Raw genomic sequence first — 24,203 nt, 5'->3', positions numbered from 1 at the left:
ATCAATTTGGATTCAGGTTTTCACGCGCGGGGCCGAAATCCTAACAGACAAGCCTTATTAGCGCTGCCGCGTTATACGACTTGGGTCGCGTATGCCCGCTCACGAAATCGTGGTTGGATGCTGGCGGTCGTTTATTACAAGAAAAAGAATCCGGAGTGACAGCGTTATGAACAGCTTGCGCAGTGTGTCGATCAGCCGACGCTTGTGGCTCATCTTGATTGTGGCGGTGGTCATGTTGCTGACCTTGGGCGTGTTGATGCTCAAGCAGATCCACGACGATCTCTACCATGCCAAAGCCCAGAAAACCCAGCACGTCGTGCAGACCGCCAGCGGCCTGCTGACCTATTACCACGACCTCGAAACCGCCGGCACCCTGAGCAAAGAGGCTGCACAGAAACAGGCGCTGACGGCAATTCGCGGCCTGCGTTACGACCAGAGCGATTACTTCTGGATCAACGACCTCACGCCCGTGATGGTCATGCACCCGACCAACCCGAAACTCGAAGGCCAGAACCTCTCGGCGATCCGTGACCCGGACGGCTTTGCGGTGTTCAACGAAATGGTCGCCATCGCCCGATCGAAAGGCGCGGGCATGGTCGACTACCGCTGGCCAAAACCGGGCGCCAGTGAGCCGGTGGCCAAGACGTCCTACGTCAAACTTTTCGAACCGTGGGGCTGGGTGCTCGGCTCCGGGGTTTACGTCGACGACGTTCAGGCGGAATTCCAGGGCCAAGTGATCAAGGCTACGGTCATCGGCCTGGTGATCGCCGTGATCATGGCGCTGTTGGTGATCCTCATCGCGCGCAGCATCGTCCGCCCATTGCAGGAAACCGTGAACGCCATGGCCAACATTGCCAGCGGTGAAAGCGACCTGACCCGCAGCCTCGATACCCATGGCAAAGATGAAGTCACTGAACTGGCGCATCACTTCAACGCCTTCACCGCCAAGCTGCGCCGGGTGATCGGTGATTTGCAGGTGTCGGCCAGCGCCTTGGGCCAGTCGTCCAGCGAACTGGGCAACGACGCCTCGCAGGCTCAGCAACGCAGCCAGCAGCAATCGCAGCAGATGGAACTGGTGGCCACGGCGATCAACGAAGTGACCTATGGCGTGCAGGACGTGGCAAAGAACGCCGAGCACGCCGCCGCCGAAATGCGCGATGCCGAAGCGCAGGCGCAACAGGGCCAGATCAATATCGACGGCAGCTTGCAGCAGATAGACAAGCTGTCCGGCACCATTGATCAAGCGGTGGAAGTGATTCGCACCCTGGCTGCCGAAAGCACGCAGATCGGCAGCGTATTGGAGGTGATCCGTTCGATTGCCGAACAGACCAACCTGCTCGCGCTTAATGCCGCGATTGAAGCGGCGCGGGCCGGGGAGCAAGGTCGCGGGTTTGCCGTGGTGGCGGATGAAGTACGCTTGTTGGCGCAACGTACGCAGAAGTCGACGGCGGAAATCCAGTCGATGATCGAGCGCCTGCAGAACCACTCCGAAGCCGCCGTAAAAGTGATCGGCGACAGCAGCAAGGCGTCGCAACTGACCATCGAACAAGCCGGGTTGGCCGGTGCGAGCCTGAATGCCATTGGCCAGGCACTGCGTAATCTCAATGGCCTGAACGCGTCGATTGCCAGCGCCACGTTGCAGCAGGCTCATGTGGTCGAGGACATCAATCAGAACGTCACTCAGGCGGCCGGCCTCTCGCACAGCACGGCGATCGCTGCCGAACAATCGAGTGCGGCCAGCCTGAAACTTGGCCAGTTGAGCGAACAACTCAACGCCCTCCTGCGCCAGTTCCGCGTCTGACCCGTGTAACTGTGGTCAGCCCACCCCTCACCCCACCCCTCTCCCCAAGGAGAGGGGGCCGACCGAGGTGTCTCAAGCTATACGTCGACCTGAAAAATCGAGTCGATTATGGATTCAACGCAGAAAGATCAGGTCGGCGTATCTCGAACATCCAACTCGGTCAGTCCCCTCTCCCTACGGGCGGTCCGACGTTTCGGGAGGGTTAGGGTGAGGGGCTTTTGATCTACAGCGATCATCAGTACCTAGCCCAATGCAGTACAATCCGCCCCCTTCTTTCACTCCCCCAAGGAACCCCCATGTCCGGGCTTGAACTGTTTGCCGCCGCCCTCGGGGTGATCGCCGTGTGGCTGACGGTCAAACAGAATCCGTGGTGCTGGCCGATCGGTCTGGTCATGGTGTTGCTCTATAGCTGGATCTTCTTTGAAGTGAAGCTGTACTCGGACATGTTGCTGCAAGTGATTTACGCCGCGCTGCAAGTCTATGGCTGGTGGCAATGGACCCGCGCCGGGACGATGCATGACGGCCGCGAGGTCACTCGCCTCGATCGCCGCACTCTGTTGCTCGGCCTCAGCGTTGGCGCGGTCGGCAGTGTCTTGCTCGGCGCGGCCATGGCGCATTGGACCGACGCCGCGCAACCGTGGCTGGATGCGGCGCTGACCGGTTTCAGCCTGGTGGCGCAACTGTGGATGGCACAGAAACGCCTGCAATGCTGGGCGCTATGGTTCGTACTCGATGTGATTTTTGTCGGGTTGTTCATCTACAAAGGGCTGTACCTGACCGCTGCGCTGTACGGGCTATTCACCCTGCTGGCGGTGCAAGGCTATCGCGAATGGCGCGCCGACCCGGCGTTGCGCCCATGAAGGTCGTGGTCCTGACCGGCCCCGAATCCACTGGCAAGAGCTGGCTGGCGGCGGGCCTGCAACAACGCTTTGGCGGCTTGCGGGTGGATGAATACGTGCGTCGGTTTATCGAACTCAATCCCCGCGATACATGCCTGGCCGACATCCCTGATATCGCTCGGGGCCAGTTGCAATGGGAGGATGAGGCTCGGGCGCAACAGCCGTCACTGCTGATTCTCGACACCCATCTGCTGAGCAACATGCTGTGGAGCCAGACGCTGTTTGCTGACTGTCCGGACTGGCTGGAAACCGAGCTGTTGGCACGGCATTACGACCTGCACCTTCTTTTGTCCCCGGAACAGATCGACTGGACCGATGACGGTCAGCGCTGCCAACCGGATCTGGACGAGCGTCTGGCGTTTTACCAAGCCACGCAGAACTGGCTGGAAAACCACCACCAGCACTTTCAGGTCATCCAGGGCAATTGGGCCGAGCGCCAAGTGCAGGCCTTTGCCGCCGTCGAGCAATTACTGGTCGAATGACCCGGTCAACGGGTCACCTTCCCCGGCACTTTCCCCTGTTTTGGGGACAAAGTGTCCGATTCTGAAACACTCGTTGACGTGCAGAGTGGCCGTTTCAGCGCTGTTCATGGCTTTGTCATCCGAGTTGTTACGTGGTTGAAACACATCGTCGCAAACCCTTGTTCCAGAGCTTTGCTTAGCCAATAGACAGCTCGGCGCGGCCGTGGGTGTTTCAACGCTGAAACAGCTTGTGTTTCAGCTGCGCGTGTTTATTTACCAACTCATTGAAATTCAAAAACTTTTAAAAAGCGGCACAGCTTTCGCTCTCTCCTTCACAACGCTGACTCGGGCCAGCCCACTGAAGAAGGAATTGCAGCCGTGGGGAATATCCAAAAAGGTTTGACCTGCCTTCTGCTGATCGGATCAGCAGCCAGTACGCTGATCAGCCTCAACGTGCAGGCGGAAGGCAACGGCGTCATCGTCCTCAACCGCGATGTTCAGCCTATTCCTATCGGTCGCAATGGTGGCAAAGACCCCTACCCGACCACCGTCAATGCCAACCCGTCCGCGCGCATCAACTCCACCATGAACAGCACCGAATTGAGCGATGGCGACTTCGCCGGTGTCGCCAGCGGCAGCGCGTTCCGCACCGTCAACAATGTCCAGGCCGGCAGCAACCTGCCAGGCCTCAATACCGTCACCAATCCCAACGGCATGCCCGGCATGAGCGCAGGACACGGCGGCGGTTCCGGTGGTGCGATTTCCGGCACGATCAACCGCGCCATGAGTTCCGGCCTTGCCCCCCTGACCCGCATGGCCGGAGGCCAATGAGATGAATCGTTCACTCCTTCTGCTCGCCCTGCTCGGTTGCACCACAGTTATGGCTGCTGATCCCGTTTCAGTGAACAACGCCAATATTCAAGACTCCGGCGTCCATTATCGCGGCAACTTCAACGTCAACCAGGCGGCTGGCGATCAAATGCAGCAGACCAACGTCAAGGCAGTGGCAATCGGCACCGAATCCCACGCCAGTACCAGCGTCATGCAGAAAATCGACACACCGGCCTCGCGCTCCATCGACGCCAGCGCATCCATTGGCGGCACCTCTTTCAGTAATGGCAACGGGATCCTCGGTGTGAACCAGGGTGCCGGCGCCAACAACCAGATGGCCAACGTCACGCGCGTCAGCATCAGTGCTGCCCCGCAGAGCGTTGACGACAGTGCCCTTTCACAACAGAACGTGGCGCTTTTACCAAGCTCAGGAGCAACTGGGACCTCACCCGGCAGTCGCCAGGTCACGACAAGTGATCAGGCCTTCACCGGCAGCCGCGGGGTAATCCAGGTGAACCAGAGTGCCGGGGTGGGGAACCGAATGGCTAACACCCTGAGCATCCGGGTCGCTGACTGACCCAAACAACAAAAGCAGTGCAATTAGAAAGTACCAACACTTAACCAACTAATAAGCACGATGGAGAAACACCATGAAACCTACAATGGCTCTCAAACCACTGGTTTTCGCACTTGCAGCAGTGATGGCAATCGCAGCACAGGCAGGCGGTCGTGATGACGATCATGGTAATGGGCACGGCAACGGGCATGGTAATAACCAGCCTAAAGGCCCAACCCTGGAACAACTGCTGCAAATCACCGCAGGCGCCGGTGCCGCTGTGCTTGACGTGCAAGACAGCGACGGCAACGTGGTGAAAAACCAGGGCACTTTGAACAACGCTAATGCCAGTGATTCGCTCAACGGTTCCAACGGCAACATGGGCGCCAACGTTGCAGCCGGCGACGGCAACCAGCAGGACAACGCTGCTGCGCTGGCCACCGCTGACGAAAGCTTCATCTTCGGTAACGCTGTTGCTGCTTCGAGTGCCACTCAAGTCAACACCAACAACTATGTGAAAAACTCGTCCACCTTCAATAACGCTACGCTCAACAACGCAGGCAACAATGGTTCCGGCAACATCGGTATCAACGTCACTGCCGGCAACTTCAACCAGCAGAAAAACAACCTGGCGATCGCCGTATCCGGTGGCCGCGTAGCTCAGGCTGCTGCTTCTGCCAACCAGTCTTCCACTGGCCTGGTTGTAGAAAACAAAGGCGTGCAGACCTACAAAACCGACACCCTCACCGGCACTTATGCCGCTGCCGGCGTGTTCAAGGCAAAAGGCACTGCAACCATCGAAGACGATAATGATCACGGCGGTTGGGGCAATCGTGGCGGCGGTCACGGTGGCAACGATGACCAGAAAGCCAAGTTCGAAGCCGTGGGTACCTTTGGCCTCGCTGGCGTAACCACTCAGCAAGTCATGACCAAAGACGGCTGGAAAGCGCCAGTGGTCAACAACGCCAACATGACCAACTCGATGAACAACTTCTCCGGCAACGGCGGAGCCAACGTCTCGGCGGGTGTGGGCAACCAACAAAGCAACTCGCTGTCCATCGCTGCTGGCTGCAGAGCCTGCCTGTAACTGCGATCGAAACGAAAGCCCCGGAAACGGGGCTTTTCCTCAGTCCGCAAAGGCGTATCGATCATGCGTAAGCCTGCTCTCCTCGCTCTGCTTTTCGTCTGTGGCCTGACTCAGGCCGGTCAGATGCCCGTCGCTGCCCTGCCGGGTGGCACGCTCGTCTACAAAAACGTGCAGAGCATCCGTGAGCGCAAGTTTGCCGACATCGTCGAACAGAAAACCGATTTCAGCTGCGGCGCTGCTGCACTGGCCACGGTATTACGCCAAGCCTATTGGCTCGACGTCGATGAGGAGCACATCATCAAAGGCATGCTGGTCAACGCTGACCAGGACCTTGTTCGTACTCAAGGGTTTTCCATGCTCGACATGAAGCGCTACATAGAAAGCATCGGCATGCGCGCCAGGGGTTACAAGATTCCACCGGAAAAGCTCGAAGCGGTAACGATCCCGGTGGTGGTACTGATGGAAATTCGCGGCTACAAGCATTTCGTCGTGTTGCAGCGTTCGGACAAGGATTGGGTTTACATCGGAGACCCGGTTCTCGGCCATAAACGCTACAAACATGATGACTTTGTCAAAGGCTGGAACGGCATTGTCTTCGCCATCGTCGGTCCCGGATATGACAAGGCCAACGCCTTGCGCAGCCCTCCGGTGCCATTGACGGCCAAGAACAAGCTCGACGGTTTCAACCCGGTCAAAGATGCTGAATTGATGGATTTTGGGTTCATTCAGAGCGACTTCTTTTAATCGCCGATTATAGAAAATGGGACTGGATGTCCCGGGAGCAGCAGATGAAAACCTCATACTGGCTGGCCGCCGCCTGCCTGGCAGCGAGCGCATCGGGCTACGCCAATGCAGGATTCAAACCCATAGAGATCAAGGACCAGGAGCTCGCCGAGCTGCGTGGTCGTTATGTCATGCCGGGGCGGATTATCAGCTTCGGCATTGTCATGAGCAGTACCTGGCGCAATGCCAGCGGAGATTTGATCGGGGCAGCCACCTCGATGCAACTTCAGGCAGCAACGGTTAGACCCGAATTTTATGTGCAAACGATCAAGGAGCACGGCAACGGCAGCCCCCTTCCTGCGGGTACCGGCACGATCACTGGTGGCGCCGGCCTCAACAGCAGCCAGGGCGTGACGCAGAGCGTGCGTGCCGCTGGCGACAGCAATACCGCCTACAATAATGTAGCCATCAACGTTTCGGAAGCCAATCAGGCCCCCGCGCTGGTGCCCACTCAAGGGCAGGCACTGATGGCCGGACAAACCATTGGCGGCAGCAATGCCGCGGGCAGCGTGGCCGTTTCGGCCAACGGTGGCGGCGTACAGATGGCCATTCAAGCCGCCGGCAATCAGGGCACAGCCCTGCAACAAGTCGCCCAAGGTGGCTTGCTGCAGAATACCCGTCTGCTGGGCAGTGCCAACGTGGTCAATAACATGACTCAACTCAACGTCGTATTGAACAATAACGGCATGAGTGCCGGCGCACTGGATTGCAACCTGAGTCAACTCAGGGCACTACGCACTATTGGATATTGAACTACGCTGAGTCTCGATCATTGGGCTTAAAGGGACGGCTTATTCATGTATCGATCAGTATCACTGCGTGCCGCAGTGTGTTTGAGCACTCTTCTCCCGGCCGCGATGCTGCAAGCGGCACCGGACGCCGATGTAGAAACCCTGAAACAAGAGCTTCTGGAGCTGAAGCAAAGATACGAAGTACAACAAAAGGCCCTGGCGGTCCTCGAACAACGAGTCCGCCAGGTTGAAGAGCAACCCGCCGCCCCACCGCCAAAACGTTTGGCCAAATCACCATCGGACATGAAAGGCAACCGCGTCGCCACCGGTACCGGTGCGGCAGCCGCATCAGGAGGCGCCGCCGGGGGCAGTGGCGCTTCTTACGGGCAATCGCTGGCGGACGATTCGCAACCGGCGCAGAGCGTTTCCAACCTGTACGACGAGGCCAGTGGCTTCTTCGGCGGCGGCAAGTTCAGCGTCGAAACCGGCATCACCTATTCGCGCTATGACACGCGCCAGTTGATTCTCAACGGCTTCCTCGCGCTGGATTCGATTTTTCTCGGCAACATCAACCTCGACCGGATCAAGGCCGACACCTGGACTCTCGACCTGACGGGCCGCTACAACTTCGATAATCGCTGGCAGTTCGACCTGAACGTGCCCGTGGTGTATCGCGAATCGACTTATCAGTCGGGCGGCGGCAATGAGGGCGCGGCGGGAGTCACCACAGAAGAAACCGTCACCAAGGATCCAACCATTGGCGACGTCAACTTCGGTATTGCTTACAAGTTCCTCGACGAGTCGGTCAATACACCGGACGCGGTGGTCACCCTGCGGGTCAAGGCGCCAACGGGCAAGGATCCGTTCGGCATCAAACTTCGCCAGACCGATGCCAACTCCAATCTGTTTGTACCTGACACCCTGCCCACCGGCAACGGCGTCTGGTCGATCACGCCGGGCATCTCGCTGGTCAAGACGTTCGACCCGGCGGTGCTGTTCGGCAGCTTGTCCTACACCCACAACCTGGAGGAGTCGTTTGACGACATCAGCTCTACGGTCAACCAGAAAAACCCGGGCAAGGTAAAGATCGGCGACAGCTTCCAGATCGGCGCCGGTATTGCCTTTGCGCTGAACGAAAAGATGAGTATGTCGTTCTCGGTGTCTGATCTGGTGCAACGCAAGAGCAAGCTGAAACAGGATGGCGGAGATTGGGAATCGGTGGTGTCCAGCGACGCCAACGCCGGTTACTTCAACGTCGGCATGACCATTGCTGCCACTGACAACCTGACCATCGTACCCAACCTGTCCATCGGCATGACGGATGATGCCCCGGACTTTTCCTTCAGCCTGAAATTCCCGTACTACTTTTAAGCAAACGCAAAAGATCGCAGCCTGCGGCAGCTCCTACAGGGATTACACAAACCCAATGTAGGAGCTGCCGCAGGCTGCGATCTTTTGATCTTCAGTGATCTAACGAATCTGATGTTTGTGCAGCAAACGGTAGAACGTCGGCCGTGACACGCCGAGCACTTTGGCCGCCACACTGAGATTATCGCTGTGCCGGTTCAACACGTCACACAACGCCTGGCGTTCGGCGCGGGTCTTGTAATCTTCCAGCGTGCCCATCGGTGTGGCGATCGAGTGCTGACTGATCAAGCCCAGGTCCCGGGCCTCGATCTGCCGCCCTTCAGCCAACACCAAACCACGACGCACACGGTTGGCCAGTTCACGGACGTTACCCGGCCAGTCATGCTTGCCCATGGCAATCAGCGCGTCTTCGCTAAAGCTGCGTGGACGGCGGCCGGTTTCATGACTGTAGAAGTGGGAAAAGTGGTTGGCCAGCATCGAGAGATCACCATGGCGTTCACGCAACGGCGCGGTGACCACCTGCAGCACGTTGAGCCGGTAATACAGGTCTTCGCGAAAACGTTTCTTCTCGATGGCCGCTTCAAGGTCGACGTGAGTCGCCGCCAGCACACGCACATCCACCGGGATCGGCTGGCTGCCGCCGACGCGTTCGATGTGTTTTTCCTGCAAGAAGCGCAGCAGATTGGCCTGCAGTTCAAGGGGCAAATCACCAATCTCATCGAGAAACAGCGTACCGCCATTGGCCGCCTCAATACGCCCGACCTTGCGCTGATGCGCGCCGGTAAACGCGCCTTTCTCGTGGCCGAACAGCTCGGACTGAATCAAATGCTCGGGAATCGCCCCGCAATTGATCGCCACAAATGGTTTGCTGTGACGCTGGGATTGCCGATGCAGCGTGCGCGCGACCAGTTCTTTGCCGGTACCGCTTTCGCCGCGGATCAGCACCGGCGATTCGGTCGGTGCCAGTTTGCTGAGCAATTTGCGCAATTCGCGGATCGGCTTGCTGTCACCGAGCAGTTCATGTTCGGGTTGATCGACGTGAATCGTGCCCTGCCCGCGCAAGCGCGCCATGCCGAATGCCCGGCCAAGGGTGACCTGCACCCGCGACACGTCGAACGGCAAGGTGTGGAAATCGAAAAACCATTCACAGACGAAGTCACCGACGTTCTGTAAACGCAGGACTTCCTGATTGAGCACGGCGATCCATTCAGTGCCGCTGCGACTGATCAGCTCCTTGACCGCCTCGGGGCGTTCAAGATGAAACGGCTGTAATCGCAACAAGCCGACATCACAACTGCGGTCGGCGGCATTTTCCAGGGTGCAACTGTCAACATCCCAACCTACGGCGCGTAATCCGGGCAATAAGCGGTGGCAGTCGTCGCACGGATCGACTACCAATAAACGTCGTAACGCTGGCGCTTCGCTCATGACTGTTCCTTGGCGCCAAATTATTAGAAATGATTGTAAAAACAGTCATTTGGCAGACCCGACTGTAACATTAGCAAGATTTTGACAGCGCCTTGTATCGATTGCTTATAGGTGTACAAGCAAACGCGTTATAAGAAACCAGGTTGTTAGTTAGCTATCGACTAAATTGCTGTTTCAACCTTTCAGTGAGCTTTCAAAAGCTGCCCACAAAGCAACACCATGAAAGAAAGTTGAAATTTCTTTGTTTCATGTGTGACCTGCCTACCGGTTCGGTGCATCAGTACAAGTACCAGCCGAACGGTAAGCCCAACCGACGGCACAACATTTGATTGGGCACGACAGAGAGAAAACCCCCATGACCGCCCCGCTCCGTATCAACGAAGCTCTTTTGATTGCCAACCACGCGTTCAAACCTTTCCAGTGCGTGGCCTGGGCGCCACAAGACGGCAATGGCGAGCTCAGCCTGACCGTGATCGACCGGACCAACTCGCACATCGGTCGCAAACAGATCCCGAGCAGCGCCTACTCTGATCCGGCGCAACTCGAGCAACTGTTGGAGCAGGCTCGCGCTGAACTCAGCGAAGAAGGTTACAGCCTGCAATCCTGGTCGATGCCACACTAACAGCCGGGCGATGCGGATGACGCTCAGGTCATCCGCCCTACTCTGTTAGTTCTAATCTTTTTAACTCTCCGTACTTTTACACAACTATTTGCAACTTATTCAGGCGTAACTGCTTGGCCGGCTTGCTATTGGTTCAAAAAGACACTGTTCTGGCACAGTGCGACCGTCCACCTGTTAGTTCTTACAGTTGTACTTCTCCCGGTTCAGGGATTGAATGTTTCGCTCATGCAGTTACCCGCCCGGTTCCCGGTACCAGGTCAACTCGCAAGGAGATGCGTGCATGTCCACTCTGAACACTTTTGCGCTGCCGGCGCTATCGACTTCGTTATTGAGTCGAGCCGGTCAACTCGACAGAACATTTGCCGCTACCGGCGTCGCTCAAGTGTATTTCGCGGGCAGTGTGTCCAGCCTGACCGAGGACATCGCCCTCGATTCGCACGGGCGGGTGCTGGTCGCAGCTAAGGTCGGCGTCGCCACCGGTAGCCGATTCGGCCTGGCACGGATGCTTGCCGATGGCTCGGCCGATCTGACCTTTGGCGATCAAGGCAGCGTGATCGAAACCTTTGCCCCGGGCTTTGAAGCCACGGCCGGTAAAGTCCGGGTACTCCCCGACGGACGCATCCTGCTCGCCGGCCTGCATTATGAAAACGCTCATCGCACCTTGCCGGCTCTGGCCATGTTTGACGCACAGGGCAAGCCGGATCTGCGCTTCGGTGACAACGGTCGTCAGGTAGTGCGCCTGCCCGGCGACTTGTCCATGGGCAGCCGTGATGCCTGGCTACCGCCGGGCGTCCCGGGTGCTGAAGCCTGCGACTTTGTAGTCCAGGACGACGGCCATATTCTGCTGATCGCCAATCACCATTTCGAACTCGCCGACCATGCCGGCATGCTGATTCGCCTCAAGCCCGACGGCAGCCTCGATGAAACCTTCAACGGCCGCGGCTTCGTGATGATTCGCCACTTGCTGCTCAACACCTGGCTCAGCAGCCTGCTGTTGCAAGAGGATGGGCGAATTGTAGTGGCCGGCTCCATCGACTTTCCACAGGAGGGTCTGTTGGCGCGCTACCTGCCCGATGGTCGCCTCGACGAGCGTTTTGCCGTGGACGGATTCATGGCGTTCAAGGCTCACGGGCAAAGCGCTCAGGTCAGTCAGGTCCTGGAATCGGCCGATGCACTGCATTGTTTCGGCAGCAGTCGCGACCCGATCCGGTGCATGGCGTACAGCCTGCACACCAACGGTCGACCGAACCTGCACCATCACGGCGTGCAACCACAGTTGCTGGAAATCGGCCCGAGCGGCTGCCAATGGAGCGCCGCCCAGCGCATGGCGGACGGCCGCATCATCGCGGTCGGTGCAACCATTGGCGGATTCGAAGCAGATTTTATTGTTGCTCGTTACCAGAGGGACGGAGGCCTGGATCACAGCTTCGGTGACGGCAAAGGCTGGCTGCGCACACGTCTGGGGCGCAGTCTCGACACGGCCAACTCGCTGGCCGTGCAAGCGGACAATGCCATCCTCGTCGGCGGTTATTCATTGGATGGCAACTACCGAGCCATGGTGGCGCGTTACCTGAACCGTTGAAAAACACGCACTGTACTTGATCTTCCGCAACGCATCCGGCAACTTGCGCGCTTCTAAAGACAAGGAGCAGCCGATGTCCGGTTCAATGGCCCAGGCGTTCGCGCAAAATTTTCTCGGGCACTCGCCACGCTGGTACAAGGCGACCATCGTCGGTTTCCTCATCCTCAACGCCGTCGTGCTGTTCAGCGTCGGCCCGGTCGCGGCCGGCTGGTTGCTGGTGATCGAATTCATCTTCACCCTGGCGATGGCGCTCAAGTGCTATCCGCTGATGCCCGGCGGTTTGTTGTTGATCGAAGCGCTGCTGCTGAAGATGACCACCCCGCAAGCGCTTTACGATGAACTGGTGCACAACTTCCCGGTGATCCTGCTGCTGATGTTCATGGTGGCCGGTATCTACTTCATGAAAGATCTGTTGCTGTTTCTGTTCTCGCGCCTGCTGTTGGGCGTGCGTTCAAAAGCGATACTGGCCTTGCTGTTCTGCTTTCTTTCCGCGTTTCTGTCGGCGTTTCTCGATGCCTTGACGGTGACCGCAGTGATCATCAGTGCGGCGGTCGGTTTCTATTCCGTTTATCACCGTGTCGCGTCGGGCAACGATCCGCGCCAGGACAGTGAGTTTGCTGACGACCGGAACCTGCCAAAACTTCACCATGACGATCTGGAACAATTCCGCGCGTTCTTGCGCAGCCTGTTGATGCACGGCGCGGTCGGTACGGCGCTGGGCGGTGTCTGCACACTGGTGGGCGAACCACAAAACCTGCTGATCGGCCACGAAATGGGCTGGCACTTCGCCGAGTTCTTCCTGAAAGTCGCGCCGGTGTCGATACCGGTGCTGGCCGCGGGTCTGGTCACCTGCGTGTTGCTGGAGAAACTGCGCTGGTTCGGCTACGGCACCCTGCTGCCGGACAATGTTCGCGCCGTGCTGGCCAATTACGCCGCCGAAAACAACGCCGAGCGCACGGCGCGCCAACGCGCAGCCCTGCTGGTGCAAGGCGCGGCGGCACTGATCCTGATCGGCTGCCTGGCCTTTCATATCGCTGAAGTCGGCCTGATCGGCTTGATGGTGATTGTGTTGATCACCGCGTTTACCGGCATCACCGACGAACATCGTCTGGGCAGCGCATTCAAGGACGCCATGCCGTTCACGGCGTTGCTGGTGGTGTTTTTTGCGGTGGTTGCGGTGATTCACGATCAACAGCTGTTTGCGCCGTTGATCGAGTGGGTACTGGCCCTGCCGGTCGAGCAACAACCGGGCATGCTGTTCATTGCCAACGGTCTGCTGTCGGCGATCAGTGACAACGTGTTTGTCGCCACGATCTACATCACCGAAGTGAAACAGGCGTTCCTCGCCGGCCACATGAGCCGCGAGCATTTCGAGACATTGGCGATCGCGATCAATACCGGTACCAATCTGCCGAGCGTGGCGACGCCGAATGGTCAGGCTGCATTCCTGTTTCTGCTGACCTCGGCGATTGCACCGTTGGTACGCCTGTCGTACGGGCGGATGGTGTGGATGGCGTTGCCTTACACCTTTGTGATGGGGCTGCTGGGCTGGTACGCGGTGAGCTACTGGCTCTAACCAACACTGAATAAACCCGTGGGAGCGAGCCTGCTCGCGAAGAGGGAATGTCAGACAACGGATTCGTTGAATGACACTCCGCTTTCGCCAGCAGGCTCGCTCCCACATTGGTTTTGGGGTGGGGTCAGCGAGGGAGGATGTATTTCTCGATCGCTTGCGCCACGCCGTCTTCAGTGTTCGGCGCAGTGACCACGTCGGCTTGGCGCTTTACCGCGTCCTCTGCCTGGGCCATGGCTATCGAAAAGCCTGCACAATGGAACATCGCCGGGTCGTTGCCGCCATCGCCGATGGCAGCTGTCTGCTCTAATGGAATACCGAGATGTTCGGCCAGCGTCGCCAGCGCGGTGCCTTTGTTGGCTTCCAGCGCGGTCACGTCAAGATAAACAGGTTGTGAACGCGATACCTGCGCCATGCCGTTGACCTTGGCCAGCAGTTGCGCCTCCAGTTCGATCAACAGCTCAGTGTTGTTACTGGTCGCGACGATCTTGTCGATGCGCTCAAGATACGGCTCGAAACTCTCCACTACCACCGGCGGATAGCCGAGGCCATGCTGCTCGCGCGGTACCATCGGCCCGTGAGGATCCTTGAGCAGCCAGTCGCCGCCGCTGAACACCCAGATTTCCACATCCGGTTGATCGGCGAACGTGGCCAGCGCAATCAGCGCGGTGCTGGCCGGCAGGTAATGCGCGACCAAAAGACTGCCGTCAGGATTGACGATAGTGCCGCCATTGAACGCCGCCGTCGGCAGATCAACACCCAAGGCTTCGATCTGCTGCAACATGGCTTTCGGTGGTCGACCGGTGGCGAGGCTGAACAGCACGCCAGCCTCACGCAGCGAACGCACTGTTTCGATGGTGCGCTGGCTCAGCGTGTGATCGGGCAGCAGCAGCGTGCCGTCCATGTCACTGAGCAGAAAACGGATGGGTTGTTGCGGAAAGTCACTCATCCGAGGCCATGCCAGACGCGGCCATCGCGAGTCAGCAGGTCTTCAGCAGCCTGCGGGCCGTCCTCACCAGCGGCGTAGGTCTGCACACTTGCATCCTGCTGCCAGGCATCAAGGAACGGCTGTACCGCGCGCCAGCCGTTCTCGATGTTGTCAGCACGCTGGAACAGCGTCTGATCGCCGGTCAGGCAGTCATAGATCAGGGTTTCGTACCCGGTCGACGGCTGCATCTCGAAAAAGTCTTTGTAAGCAAAACCCAGCTCGATGTTGGCCATGTTCAACGCCGGCCCCGGCCGTTTGGCCAGCAGGTCGAACCACATGCCTTCGTTGGGCTGGATCTGGATGCGCAAGTAAGTCGGCTGCAATTCGTCGACTTCGGTGTCACGGAACTGTGCGTACGGCGCCGGTTTGAAGCAGATGACGATCTCGGTGTCGCGCACGCTCATGCGCTTGCCGGTGCGCAGGTAGAACGGCACGCCGACCCAGCGCCAGTTGTCGATCATCACCTTCAGTGCCACGTAGGTTTCGGTGTTGCTGTCAGGCGAGACGTTGGGCTCCTGGCGATAACCGCTCAGCGGCTTGCCGTCGACCTCACCGGCGCTGTACTGACCGCGCACCGAGTTGGCCCGCGCCTCTTCAGTGGTCCACGGACGAATTGCCCCCACAACCTTGGCCTTCTCGCCGCGCACCGCATCGGCGCCAAACGCGGCCGGCGGTTCCATGGCAACCATGGCCAGCAACTGGAACAGGTGATTGGGCACCATGTCACGCAGGGCGCCGGTGTGTTCGTAAAAACTGCCACGGGTTTCGACGCCGACGGTTTCGGCGGCGGTAATCTGCACGTGGTCGATGTAGTGATTGTTCCAGAAGGCTTCGAACAGGCTGTTGGAGAACCGGCTGACGAGAATGTTCTGCACGGTTTCCTTGCCCAGATAATGGTCGATCCGATAGATCTGCTTCTCGGACATCACCTTGAGCAAACAGGCGTTCAACGCTTCGGCGGTTTGCAGATCGGAGCCGAACGGCTTCTCGATCACCACCCTTCTGAACGCTTCGGGAGTTTCTTCGAGCAATTTGGCAGCGCCCAGTCGGCGCACCACTTCACTGAAGAAACGCGGCGCGGTGGCCAGGTAGAACACCGCATTGCCGGTGCCGCTGTCGGCGATTTTCGCCGCCAGCGCGGAATAAGTGCTGTCGTCCAGGAAGTCACCCTGGACGTAGCTGATACCTTTGGCGAGCTTGGCCCACAAGGCCGGATCAAGCATCTGATCGCCCTTGCCGACCTTCGCCGCCACTTCGGTGCGGATGAAATCTTCGAGCTTCTGCGCGAAGGCTTCATCGGTAATGGCGTTGTGGTCAACGCCGACGATCCGCAGATTGTCGTCAAGCAAGCCGTCGCGACTGAGGTTGTACAGCGCCGGCATCAGCAAGCGCTTGACCAGGTCGCCGTGGGCACCGAACAAAAACAGCGTGGTCGGTGGTGCGGGTTCTGCCTTGGATTTTCTGCGGATCGTATGGGTCATTTCTTCGGTGTCTCCACGTGGCCGCCGAAGCCGAAGCGCTGGGCCGAAAGAATCTTGTCGCCAAAGGTGCCCTGACCGCGCGAGCGGTAGCGCGAGAACAGCGAGTTCGACAGCACCGGTACCGGCACCGCTTGTTCCATGGCCGCTTCGATGGTCCATTGACCTTCACCGCTGTCGGCAACCGAACCGGAGAAGCCGTCGAGCTTCGGATCGCTGGCCAGTGCATCGGCGGTCAGGTCGAGCAACCACGACGACACCACGCTGCCACGGCGCCACACTTCAGCGATGTCGGCCACGTTGAGGTCGAAACGCTGATCTTCCGGCAGGCGCTCACTGGACTTGGTCTTGAGGATGTCGAAGCCCTCGGCGAACGCGGCCATCATGCCGTACTCGATACCGTTGTGAATCATCTTCACGAAGTGCCCGGCACCGGCGGGACCGGCGTGGATGTAGCCGTGTTCGGCGCGGTGGTCGTCGGACTTGCGATCCTTGGTGCGCGGGATATCACCCATGCCCGGCGCCAGAGCAGCGAACAGCGGGTCGAGGCGCTGCACGGTTTCGGCGTCACCGCCGATCATCATGCAATAGCCACGTTCCAGGCCCCAGACGCCGCCGGAGGTACCGACGTCGATGTAGTGCAGGCCTTTCTCGGCCAGAGTTTTGGCCCGGCGGATGTCATCCTTATAGTTGGTGTTGCCGCCGTCGATGATGGTATCGCCGGCTTCGAGCAAAGTGCTCAGGGTGTTGATGGTGTCTTCGGTCGGCGCGCCGGCCGGCAACATGACCCAGACCGCACGCGGTTTGGCCAGGCCGGCAACCATTGCCGGCAAGTCGGCGACGCCGGTGGAGCCCTCGGCGACCAGGTTCTCGATGAAAGCGGTATTGCGGTCGTAAACAACGGTGGTGTGACCGTTGAGCATCAGACGTCGCGCAATATTGCCGCCCATGCGGCCCAGTCCAATAATCCCGAGTTGCATGTGCTGATGCTCCTTACTACAAATAAATGTGTGTCATTGGTTATAGCCCAACGCGACTGATGGAGGTTAGTCCAGAGCGTTGCGATGAAGTTTCCGGGCATTGTGCCCGATCCAGACTGATAACGCCCCGAATCCTGCCGAAGACACACCGACCATGAAAAATAAAAAAGTTCCATTCACAGGCAAAAGAAATCAAAATCGGCGCCGATAGTAAGTCAGTACCCCAAAGCGGGGACGACCTACAGTTGATGCACGCCATTTGCGAGGTGAGCAATGGGCACAGTACACACAGCAATGCCGCCACAAACCCTGTACGTGACAATCCGTCGCGATGAATTGCGCCAGTTGAAAGACGAACGCGACCAGTTGAAACAGGAGCTGGCGCAGCTGCGCCTGTTGACCCAAGGTGTGCAGCCGCAACCTTTGCCGGTCGTTCAGCGTCACCCCCACGCCTGATCCCCGCCTGTTTCGGGAACGGCCGCCGCTGTTCCCGACATGATCCATCGCTGCCCTCCTCTCTATAGAGCAAAGCGGCAACTCACAAACTTTTCACATTCTCTTCGTAATACTCCGCCCCATTCTGGCCGTACCTGCGTGTACGGCCTCCGTTCGTCGGCTTCATGGATGTTCCGGCGGTGGTTGTAACGAGTGAGCTGGAGCGCCGAATGGCATTGTTCAAACGCAGCAAAACGACTGCGACAGGTTTCGATTGGGCCGGATTTCTCTGGCTGTTTGTATTCTTCTGGTACTTCTCGGGTATCACCCAACTGCTGATCCAGCTGACCGGCACCTCCGGCTTCACCGGGTTCCGTCAGGCGTTCGTCATGAGCGCGATCTGGCTAGCACCGATGTTGCTGTTCCCCAAACGCACCAAACTGCTCGCTGCCATCATTGGCGTGGTGCTGTGGGCCTGCTCGATGGCCAGCCTGGGCTACTTTTTCATCTATGAGCAGGAGTTCTCCCAGAGCGTCATCTTCATCATGTTCGAGTCGAACATCTCTGAAGCCGGCGAGTACATGACCCAGTACTTTGCCTGGTGGATGGTGCCAGCGTTCCTCGCACACACCGCCTTCGCTTACTTCCTGTGGACGCGTCTGCGTCCGGTATACATGCCCCGTGGCCGCGCATTCGTCGCGGCGATGGCAATCCTCATTGCGGTGATCGGTTATCCGCTGGTCAAACAGACAATGCGCATGGGCACCTTCGCCCAAGGCTTCGAGAAATTCGAAACCCGCATCGAGCCGGCGGTGCCATGGCAGATGGTCGTGGCCTATCACCGTTACCAGGAAACCCTCGCCGACATGCAGGGCATGCTGCACAACGTGAGCAAGATCCCGCCGCTGAAAAACCTCAAGGACGCCTCAGCCGACCAGCCGAAGACCCTGGTGCTGGTGATCGGCGAATCGACCAACCGTCAGCGCATGAGCCTTTATGGCTATCAGCGCAACACCACGCCGGAACTGGACAAGCTCAAGGATCAACTGGCGGTTTTCGACAATGTCGTCACTCCGCGTCCGTACACCATTGAGGCGTTGCAGCAGGTGCTGACCTTCGCTGACGAAGAGCACCCCGACCTGTACCTGTCGACACCGTCGCTGGTCAGCATGATGAAACAGGCCGGCTACAAGACCTTCTGGATCACCAACCAGCAGACCATGACCAAGCGCAACACCATGCTCACCACGTTCTCCGAGCAGGCCGACGAGCAGGTGTACCTGAACAACAACCGCAACCAGAACGCCGCGCAGTACGATGGTGATGTGATCGAGCCGTTCAACAAGGCCCTGGCTGACGCGGCGCCACGCAAGCTGATCGTTGTGCATTTGCTCGGCACGCACATGAGCTATCAGTACCGCTATCCGCCTACGTTCGACAAGTTCCAGGACCGCACCGGCGTACCAGCCGGCGTGCGTGACGACCAAGTCCCGACCTACAACAGCTACGACAATGCCGTGCTGTACAACGACTTCGTGGTGTCGAGCCTGATCAAGGATTACGCCAAATCCGATCCGAATGGCTTCCTGCTGTACCTCTCGGACCACGGTGAAGACGTGTTCGACTCGGTGGGCCACAAGACCCTGGGCCGCAACGAAAACAAACCGACAGCGCCGATGTACACCATCCCGTTCATGGCCTGGGCGTCGCCAAAGTGGAAAGCCAATCACGACTGGAACTTCGCCGCCGACCTCGATCGCCCGTATAGCAGCTCGCATCTGATCCACACTTGGGCTGACCTGGCCGGTTTGAGCTTCGATGAACTCGACCACAGCAAGAGCCTGGTCAGCGACAGCTTCAAGGCTCGCCCCCTGCTGATCGGCGACCCGTACCAGACCGAGCAGCGTGCGCTGATCGACTTCAGTTTGATGAAGCCGAAGAAAACCGACGCCGCGCCGGCGGATGTCGCGCAGAAGTAACACCAGAAGGGGCCGAAACCGGCCCCTTTTTCATGTCCGCAGAAAACTCATCCAGCCTGCCTCGAATTTCGCTTGTTACCTCTGCCCCGTCCAATGCGTCGCCACGGTCAGCTCTGACAGGTGCCCCCCGATCCCGACTATCAAATGTTCTGCAACATGCTGCAAAAACTCCACTGAACGGGCGTTAACCCCGAGTTAATTCAGGCCTCCCAGACTCTCTTCCGAGATCTGCTTCATGGACGAACGGCTCCCACTTGTTCAGTAGGAGGCACCATGAAAATCACTACCGCAATCCTTGCCGGGCTGTTTGCCCTGGGTTCTGCCAGCGTTTTTGCCGAGGGCGGCGCTGAGCGTATGCGTTATTACTACGACAACTTCCCGGTTCACCAAGCCCAGAGCGAGCAGAAGAGCGACGCCAACGCGAAGGAAATTCGCGTTCCCGCCGATCAGACGGCGCAAGTGACCGAGTCGTATCGCGACTGAGATTGATCGAGCAACCGATGGACCTTCCGTGGCTCCGCTCTGGCCTGGAAGAAGACAGTTTGGCGCCCTGATTGGGGCGCCTTTTTTATGGGCAATGAGCGGGGTGTTCGACCTTATGCTGTCGCGAGTTCGCAGATGGGGTTGGGTCAGCAAGATCCAACCCCCTCACCCCAGCCCTCTCCCCAAAGGGGCGAGGGGGAAAGGGAGCCGATTTTCATGCTATTCAAAACCTGAGTTCGGCTTGATGTTTCAGGTCGACGTATCTCGCCCAAACACCTCGGTCAGTCCCCTCTCCCTCTGGGAGAGGGTTAGGGTGAGGGGCTTCTAGGCCTGCAAACTCTTGATCCAGAACTGCATGCGCCCGTGATCCGGGTCGAACATGCCCGGCGCAAAGCCGAACTTGCTGTAGGCATTCTGCGCCACGGCGTTGCCTTCCAGCACTTCGAGGGTGATTTTGCAGCAACCGCGCTGGCGAGAAATTTCCTCGACTTTCTGCAGCATCTTCTGGCTCAGGCCGAGACCGCGAAACCGGCCCACCACCGCTACGTCATGGACGTTGACCAGCGGCTTGCAGGCAAACGTGGAAAACCCTTCAAAGCAGTTCACCAGTCCCGCCGGTTCACCACCGACGAAGGCCAGCACGCTGAACGCATGCGGGCGCCGGGCCAGTTCTTCGGGCAGTCGGCGCAGCAGCTCAGGGTCGAGCGAATGACCGCCGCCCATTGGGTCTTCTGCATAGTGGTTGAGCACGATACCGATGGCCTCGGCGTGCGTTGGATTACTGTAGCTGGCCTGAAGTACAAGAATTTCTGCGGAATCCATTTCCATCCCCGAACACAAAAGCCCCGGCGCGCAAAGTGCGTACTGAAAGGCTGTCTGACATTAGCGCGGGGGTGATCGGGCGGGCAACCGACAAATGCAAAAGATCGGACGATCTTTTGCTTTTTCAGTGGCCCCAGATCAACTCTTCAGTCCAGCCCAGTTCGGCAAAATCCTCAGCGCGCAGTCCACTCTCGCCGACACAGAAAAACTCATCCAGTTGCGGCGGCTTCACCGAAGTATCACTGAGCATCGCGTGCACCTGTCCACGGTGATGAATCTGATGTTCGAACAGGTGCGAAAGCATGCGCAAACGGCTGTCGTGCTGCGGCGTATCACGGGCAATGGTGACGATGCGCGTCAGATCGGCATCGCGCAGTTGCTCGCAATAGGCGATCAGACGTCGATCAACGTGGGCCTGCTCTTCGCGCAGTTGCGGGCCGTCGGCAAACGGCTCGTCCACGTTGAAAAACACGTAGCAATCGGGGTGCGGTTCAGCTCCGCGCAGCTCGCGCTCCAGTGCATCGACGTAGAACCAGTCGCAGGTGAGGATGTGATTGAGGGTCAGACGAATGCTCGGAAAAAAACTCACCCGAGGCGCCGCCAGATCCGTCGCACTCAGCTGCGTCCAGGCCTTGGCCAGGCGATGATTGGCCCAGGCATTCTGGTATGCCATGGTCAGCAAATGATGGGATAACGCTTGGCTCATGTCGGCGCCCTCTTCCATTCAAGCTTCGGCAAAACGCTGCAGCTGCATCTCCTGCAAGCGACTGAGGGTGCGGCGGAACGGAAATTCCAGATAACCCTCGGTGTACAGCGCATCCATGGGTACTTGCGCTTCGATGTACAGCGGCACCTTGCGGTCGTAGCACTCGTCGACCAGCGCAATGAAACGCCGCACGCCGTCGTCGTGAACCGACAATTGCGGCAACTCACGGTCGCCCGCAACTACCCGCTGCGCGCCATCTTCAGTGCCACGCGCGATCCGCCCTTCGCGTTTCTGCGCACTGAGATTGGGTACTTCGCTCAACAGAATAGCCGTGTAGCGGTCGCACAGCGCGATGAAATCCATGGCGGCAAACGGTTGCTCGCAGAGATCGGCGTAGCGGCACCACAACACCGTTTCACTGGCCTGCACCACGTTCAACTGGCGATGCCCGACCGCCACCGGTTCGGCGCTGGCTGCTTGGCCGGCGGTCAATGCCTGAAAGACTTCGTTCAGCGCACTGACTGCAGATGTGGCGACAAAGTAGCGTTGCAGGCCCGTCCCCGGATGCAAGCGATGATCCTCGGCGCCATTCACCGCAACCACCTGCATATGCGCCTTGATCGCGGCAATCGCCGGCACAAACCGGTCGCGATTGAAGCCATCGGCGTAAAGATCATCCGGCGGCAGATTGGACGTACAGACGATCACCACGCCTTCGTCGAACATCACCTGAAACAACCGACCGAGAATGATCGCGTCCCCGATGTCGTTGACGAACAACTCATCGAAGCACAGCACCCGCACCTCGGCCGCCAGCTCCCTGGCCAGCGCACGCAACGGATCGGCAATCCCGGTCAACTGGAATGAACGCTGATGCACCCAGCCCATGAAGTGATGAAAGTGTTGGCGTCGCGCCGGCACCCGCAGGCTTTGATAGAACTGATCCATCAACCAGGTCTTGCCGCGCCCGACCGGCCCCCACAGATAAACGCCGCTGACCGAACCGGCCCCGGCGTGCAGCGCTTCATGGCATTTTTGCAACGCCCAGACCGCGTGTTCCTGGGCTTCATCCTGGACGAAGCCCTTGTGTTGGACGGCGTGTTGCCAGGCGCTGAGAGGAGAGTCGAAAGTCATGCGCGGCAGTATGCCACGATGGTTACAGGGAAATGTCCAGTCGGGCGATTTTCCCCTGCTCGTTCAAGCGAAATGTGTAGCGCAGTTGCGCCGGGCTGCCGGGGAAGGTTCCGGAAATCAGCCCGTGTACCAGCACTTTGCCGGTGCGCTGCTGCACGTCCAGCACTTCGACCCGTGGCTGATAGCGCTGCCCGGTGTCGTGCATCCATTGCGCGATGGCTTGCGGGCCGGCCTGATGTTGGCCCTCGTCGAACACGTTGGCATCCTCGGCAAAAAAACTGGCGACCCTGGAAGTATCGCGTGCGTTGGCCGCATCGATATACGCAGCAATCGCCGGGGCCAGTGCAGAGACGGGATGAGACATGGTTGCAGCTCCTTTTTGTTTGGTTCTGCGACCATCCTAAAACAGCGTTGCGTCAGTTTTTGTCAGGAGTGAAACGCCCGCTTTCATCCAGTTGCATCTGCTCGCGCCATGTGCGCAACAGGTCGCTGCGCCGTCCCGGATAACCCTCGCCCTGGCGGCTGGCCGCGCTGATCCGATCGGTACGAAACGTACGATAGGCGCTGCGCAATTCGCACCACGCAACGATGATTCGCACCTCGTTGAGGAAGCCCAGCGCCAAGGGCCAGATCAACCGCTGGCTGGGCACCTGTTGCGCGTCGGCGTAATCGATGTGCAGTTTGGCCTGGTCGCGGATGGCATGGCGAAACACGTTCAACGGCACGGCGTTTTGCGGAAAACCATAACCCGGCGGGCCCGGCATCACGGTGGGATTGCGCAGCGCTTCCTGAGCCTGCGGATCGAGCACGGCAGCAATTTTCGCCAGCGCATCCGCCGCGGCTTTGCCGAGAACTTCGTCACCGCGCTGATCGACGTAACGCAAACCGAGGACGATGGCTTCGGTTTCGTCGGCATTGAGCATCAGCGGCGGCAGAAAGAGGCCGCTGCGCAACACATAACCAATCCCCGCCTCGCCATGGATCGGCGCGCCGAGGGCGGTCAGTTCCGCGATATCGCGATAGAGCGTGCGCTCGGACACTTCCAGCTCGGCAGCCAGGGTCGCCGCCGTCACCGGGCGCTTCTTGCCGCGCAGCACTTGCAGCAAAGTCAAAAGACGAGTGGTACGCGACACGTTGGGCAGGCTCTGGAGGGCAAAGATGTTCGAGCTTAGCAGAGGCTGGTGTCAGAAACTGGCAGGAGCAATGTGAGAAGGCAGGTTGATCAAGCCTGCTCTTTTGGGGGTAGCGGAATATCGAGAGGTGATCTGGCTTAATGATTCTGGACACCCCTAAAGGGCGTTAATCTACGCCCAACGATGAGGTGTGATTTGACCAGACGATATTTTTCAACAGATTTCAAACGGGATGCGGCTTGCCTGGTTTTGGATAAAGACTATTCGGTGAGTGAAGCCTGCGAAGCAATGGGCGTGGGCCCTACAGCTCTGCGTCGCTGGGTTGAGCAACTGCGTGCGGAGC

Annotated in this window: 25 protein-coding genes; 16 read left to right on the top strand and 9 right to left on the bottom strand. The window is 58.8% G+C overall.

What is annotated here, in order from left to right; translation table 11 throughout:
• Positions 1-166: 166 nt before the first annotated feature.
• From CKW26_RS13105 to CKW26_RS13065, 9 genes are all read left to right on the top strand, one after another.
• Positions 167-1,801 (top strand): methyl-accepting chemotaxis protein, encoded by a 1,635-nt coding sequence (locus CKW26_RS13105; RefSeq protein WP_095048866.1) that lies wholly within the window; start codon positions 167-169, stop codon positions 1,799-1,801.
• A 296-nt stretch (positions 1,802-2,097) separates the two neighbouring features.
• Positions 2,098-2,661, top strand: coding sequence for a nicotinamide riboside transporter PnuC (gene pnuC / locus CKW26_RS13100; protein WP_095048865.1), 564 nt, complete (start codon positions 2,098-2,100; stop codon positions 2,659-2,661).
• Positions 2,658-3,182, top strand: coding sequence for an AAA family ATPase (locus CKW26_RS13095; RefSeq protein WP_095048864.1), 525 nt, complete (start codon positions 2,658-2,660; stop codon positions 3,180-3,182). Before pnuC ends, CKW26_RS13095 begins: the two co-directional genes overlap by 4 nt.
• Before the next feature lie 357 nt (positions 3,183-3,539).
• Complete coding sequence (locus tag CKW26_RS13090) at positions 3,540-3,992, top strand: hypothetical protein (protein ID WP_095048863.1); 453 nt, start codon at positions 3,540-3,542, stop codon at positions 3,990-3,992.
• Position 3,993: 1 nt separating this feature from the next.
• Positions 3,994-4,569, top strand: coding sequence for an adhesin (locus CKW26_RS13085; RefSeq protein ID WP_095048862.1), 576 nt, complete (start codon positions 3,994-3,996; stop codon positions 4,567-4,569).
• Positions 4,570-4,642: 73 nt separating this feature from the next.
• Positions 4,643-5,635, top strand: coding sequence for a heme utilization protein (locus CKW26_RS13080; RefSeq protein WP_095048861.1), 993 nt, complete (start codon positions 4,643-4,645; stop codon positions 5,633-5,635).
• Between the two features lie 63 nt (positions 5,636-5,698).
• Positions 5,699-6,379 (top strand): C39 family peptidase, encoded by a 681-nt coding sequence (locus CKW26_RS13075; RefSeq protein ID WP_095048860.1) that lies wholly within the window; start codon positions 5,699-5,701, stop codon positions 6,377-6,379.
• A gap of 44 nt (positions 6,380-6,423) precedes the next feature.
• Positions 6,424-7,170, top strand: coding sequence for a hypothetical protein (locus CKW26_RS13070; protein WP_095048859.1), 747 nt, complete (start codon positions 6,424-6,426; stop codon positions 7,168-7,170).
• Positions 7,171-7,215: 45 nt separating this feature from the next.
• Positions 7,216-8,520 carry a hypothetical protein gene (locus CKW26_RS13065; RefSeq protein WP_095048858.1) on the top strand — a complete coding sequence of 435 codons (1,305 nt, stop codon included), beginning with the start codon at positions 7,216-7,218 and terminating at the stop codon, positions 8,518-8,520.
• Between the two features lie 99 nt (positions 8,521-8,619).
• Here CKW26_RS13065 and CKW26_RS13060 read toward each other — a convergent pair whose 3' ends face one another.
• Positions 8,620-9,945, bottom strand: coding sequence for a sigma-54 dependent transcriptional regulator (locus tag CKW26_RS13060; protein WP_016983762.1), 1,326 nt, complete (start codon positions 9,943-9,945; stop codon positions 8,620-8,622).
• Between the two features lie 355 nt (positions 9,946-10,300).
• Here CKW26_RS13060 and CKW26_RS13055 point away from each other — a divergent pair, with 355 nt between their 5' ends.
• The 3 genes from CKW26_RS13055 (at position 10,301) to nhaB (ending at position 13,725) form a co-directional block, all read left to right on the top strand.
• The gene (locus CKW26_RS13055; RefSeq protein WP_095048857.1) at positions 10,301-10,567 is read left to right on the top strand and encodes a hypothetical protein; all 267 of its coding nucleotides are present in this window, start codon (positions 10,301-10,303) and stop codon (positions 10,565-10,567) included.
• Between the two features lie 280 nt (positions 10,568-10,847).
• Positions 10,848-12,149 carry a hypothetical protein gene (locus tag CKW26_RS13050; protein WP_095048856.1) on the top strand — a complete coding sequence of 434 codons (1,302 nt, stop codon included), beginning with the start codon at positions 10,848-10,850 and terminating at the stop codon, positions 12,147-12,149.
• Positions 12,150-12,222: 73 nt separating this feature from the next.
• Entirely contained in the window at positions 12,223-13,725 is a 1,503-nt protein-coding gene (nhaB, locus tag CKW26_RS13045) for a sodium/proton antiporter NhaB (protein WP_095048855.1), read from the top strand.
• 124 nt (positions 13,726-13,849) lie between these two features.
• Here nhaB and CKW26_RS13040 read toward each other — a convergent pair whose 3' ends face one another.
• The 3 genes from CKW26_RS13040 to gnd are packed head-to-tail and all read right to left on the bottom strand — an operon-like array spanning position 13,850 to position 17,168.
• Positions 13,850-14,671, bottom strand: coding sequence for an HAD family hydrolase (locus CKW26_RS13040; RefSeq protein WP_095048854.1), 822 nt, complete (start codon positions 14,669-14,671; stop codon positions 13,850-13,852).
• Positions 14,668-16,191: a glucose-6-phosphate dehydrogenase gene (zwf, locus tag CKW26_RS13035; RefSeq protein ID WP_093432830.1), complete on the bottom strand. Its 1,524-nt coding sequence runs from the start codon at positions 16,189-16,191 to the stop codon at positions 14,668-14,670. The genes CKW26_RS13040 and zwf overlap by 4 nt, the downstream gene beginning before the upstream one ends.
• Positions 16,188-17,168, bottom strand: a complete 981-nt coding sequence (gene gnd / locus CKW26_RS13030) for a phosphogluconate dehydrogenase (NAD(+)-dependent, decarboxylating) (protein ID WP_095048853.1) — start codon at positions 17,166-17,168, stop codon at positions 16,188-16,190. The genes zwf and gnd overlap by 4 nt, the downstream gene beginning before the upstream one ends.
• Positions 17,169-17,441: 273 nt before the next feature.
• Between gnd and CKW26_RS13025 the strand changes: the two genes are divergently transcribed.
• From CKW26_RS13025 to CKW26_RS13015, 3 genes are all read left to right on the top strand, one after another.
• Positions 17,442-17,624, top strand: a complete 183-nt coding sequence (locus CKW26_RS13025; protein ID WP_007914840.1) for a DUF6026 family protein — start codon at positions 17,442-17,444, stop codon at positions 17,622-17,624.
• A gap of 209 nt (positions 17,625-17,833) precedes the next feature.
• On the top strand, positions 17,834-19,582 hold the full coding sequence (locus tag CKW26_RS13020) for a phosphoethanolamine transferase CptA (protein ID WP_095048852.1): 1,749 nt from the start codon (positions 17,834-17,836) through the stop codon (positions 19,580-19,582).
• 273 nt (positions 19,583-19,855) lie between these two features.
• Positions 19,856-20,065 (top strand): hypothetical protein, encoded by a 210-nt coding sequence (locus tag CKW26_RS13015; protein ID WP_093432836.1) that lies wholly within the window; start codon positions 19,856-19,858, stop codon positions 20,063-20,065.
• A gap of 324 nt (positions 20,066-20,389) precedes the next feature.
• Here CKW26_RS13015 and CKW26_RS13010 read toward each other — a convergent pair whose 3' ends face one another.
• From CKW26_RS13010 to CKW26_RS12990, 5 genes are all read right to left on the bottom strand, one after another.
• A complete protein-coding gene (locus CKW26_RS13010) occupies positions 20,390-20,887 on the bottom strand; it encodes a GNAT family N-acetyltransferase (RefSeq protein ID WP_095048851.1) in 498 nt (165 codons plus the stop codon).
• 124 nt (positions 20,888-21,011) lie between these two features.
• Positions 21,012-21,593, bottom strand: a complete 582-nt coding sequence (locus CKW26_RS13005; RefSeq protein ID WP_095049087.1) for a DinB family protein — start codon at positions 21,591-21,593, stop codon at positions 21,012-21,014.
• A gap of 18 nt (positions 21,594-21,611) precedes the next feature.
• Positions 21,612-22,727, bottom strand: a complete 1,116-nt coding sequence (gene zapE, locus CKW26_RS13000) for a cell division protein ZapE (protein ID WP_095048850.1) — start codon at positions 22,725-22,727, stop codon at positions 21,612-21,614.
• Between the two features lie 22 nt (positions 22,728-22,749).
• On the bottom strand, positions 22,750-23,091 hold the full coding sequence (locus tag CKW26_RS12995; protein WP_095048849.1) for a nuclear transport factor 2 family protein: 342 nt from the start codon (positions 23,089-23,091) through the stop codon (positions 22,750-22,752).
• A gap of 52 nt (positions 23,092-23,143) precedes the next feature.
• Entirely contained in the window at positions 23,144-23,860 is a 717-nt protein-coding gene (locus CKW26_RS12990; RefSeq protein WP_095048848.1) for a YafY family protein, read from the bottom strand.
• 183 nt (positions 23,861-24,043) lie between these two features.
• Here CKW26_RS12990 and CKW26_RS12985 point away from each other — a divergent pair.
• Positions 24,044-24,203: transposase (locus CKW26_RS12985; RefSeq protein WP_141231849.1), on the top strand; the 160-nt coding region annotated here is incomplete at its 3' end.

It is taken from the genome of Pseudomonas sp. Irchel s3h9 (assembly GCF_900187475.1).
Classification (GTDB): Bacteria; Pseudomonadota; Gammaproteobacteria; order Pseudomonadales; family Pseudomonadaceae; genus Aquipseudomonas; species Aquipseudomonas neuropathica.
Note: the sequence above shows the minus strand (reverse complement) of the source record. Positions and strands in the feature narration are given on the sequence as shown.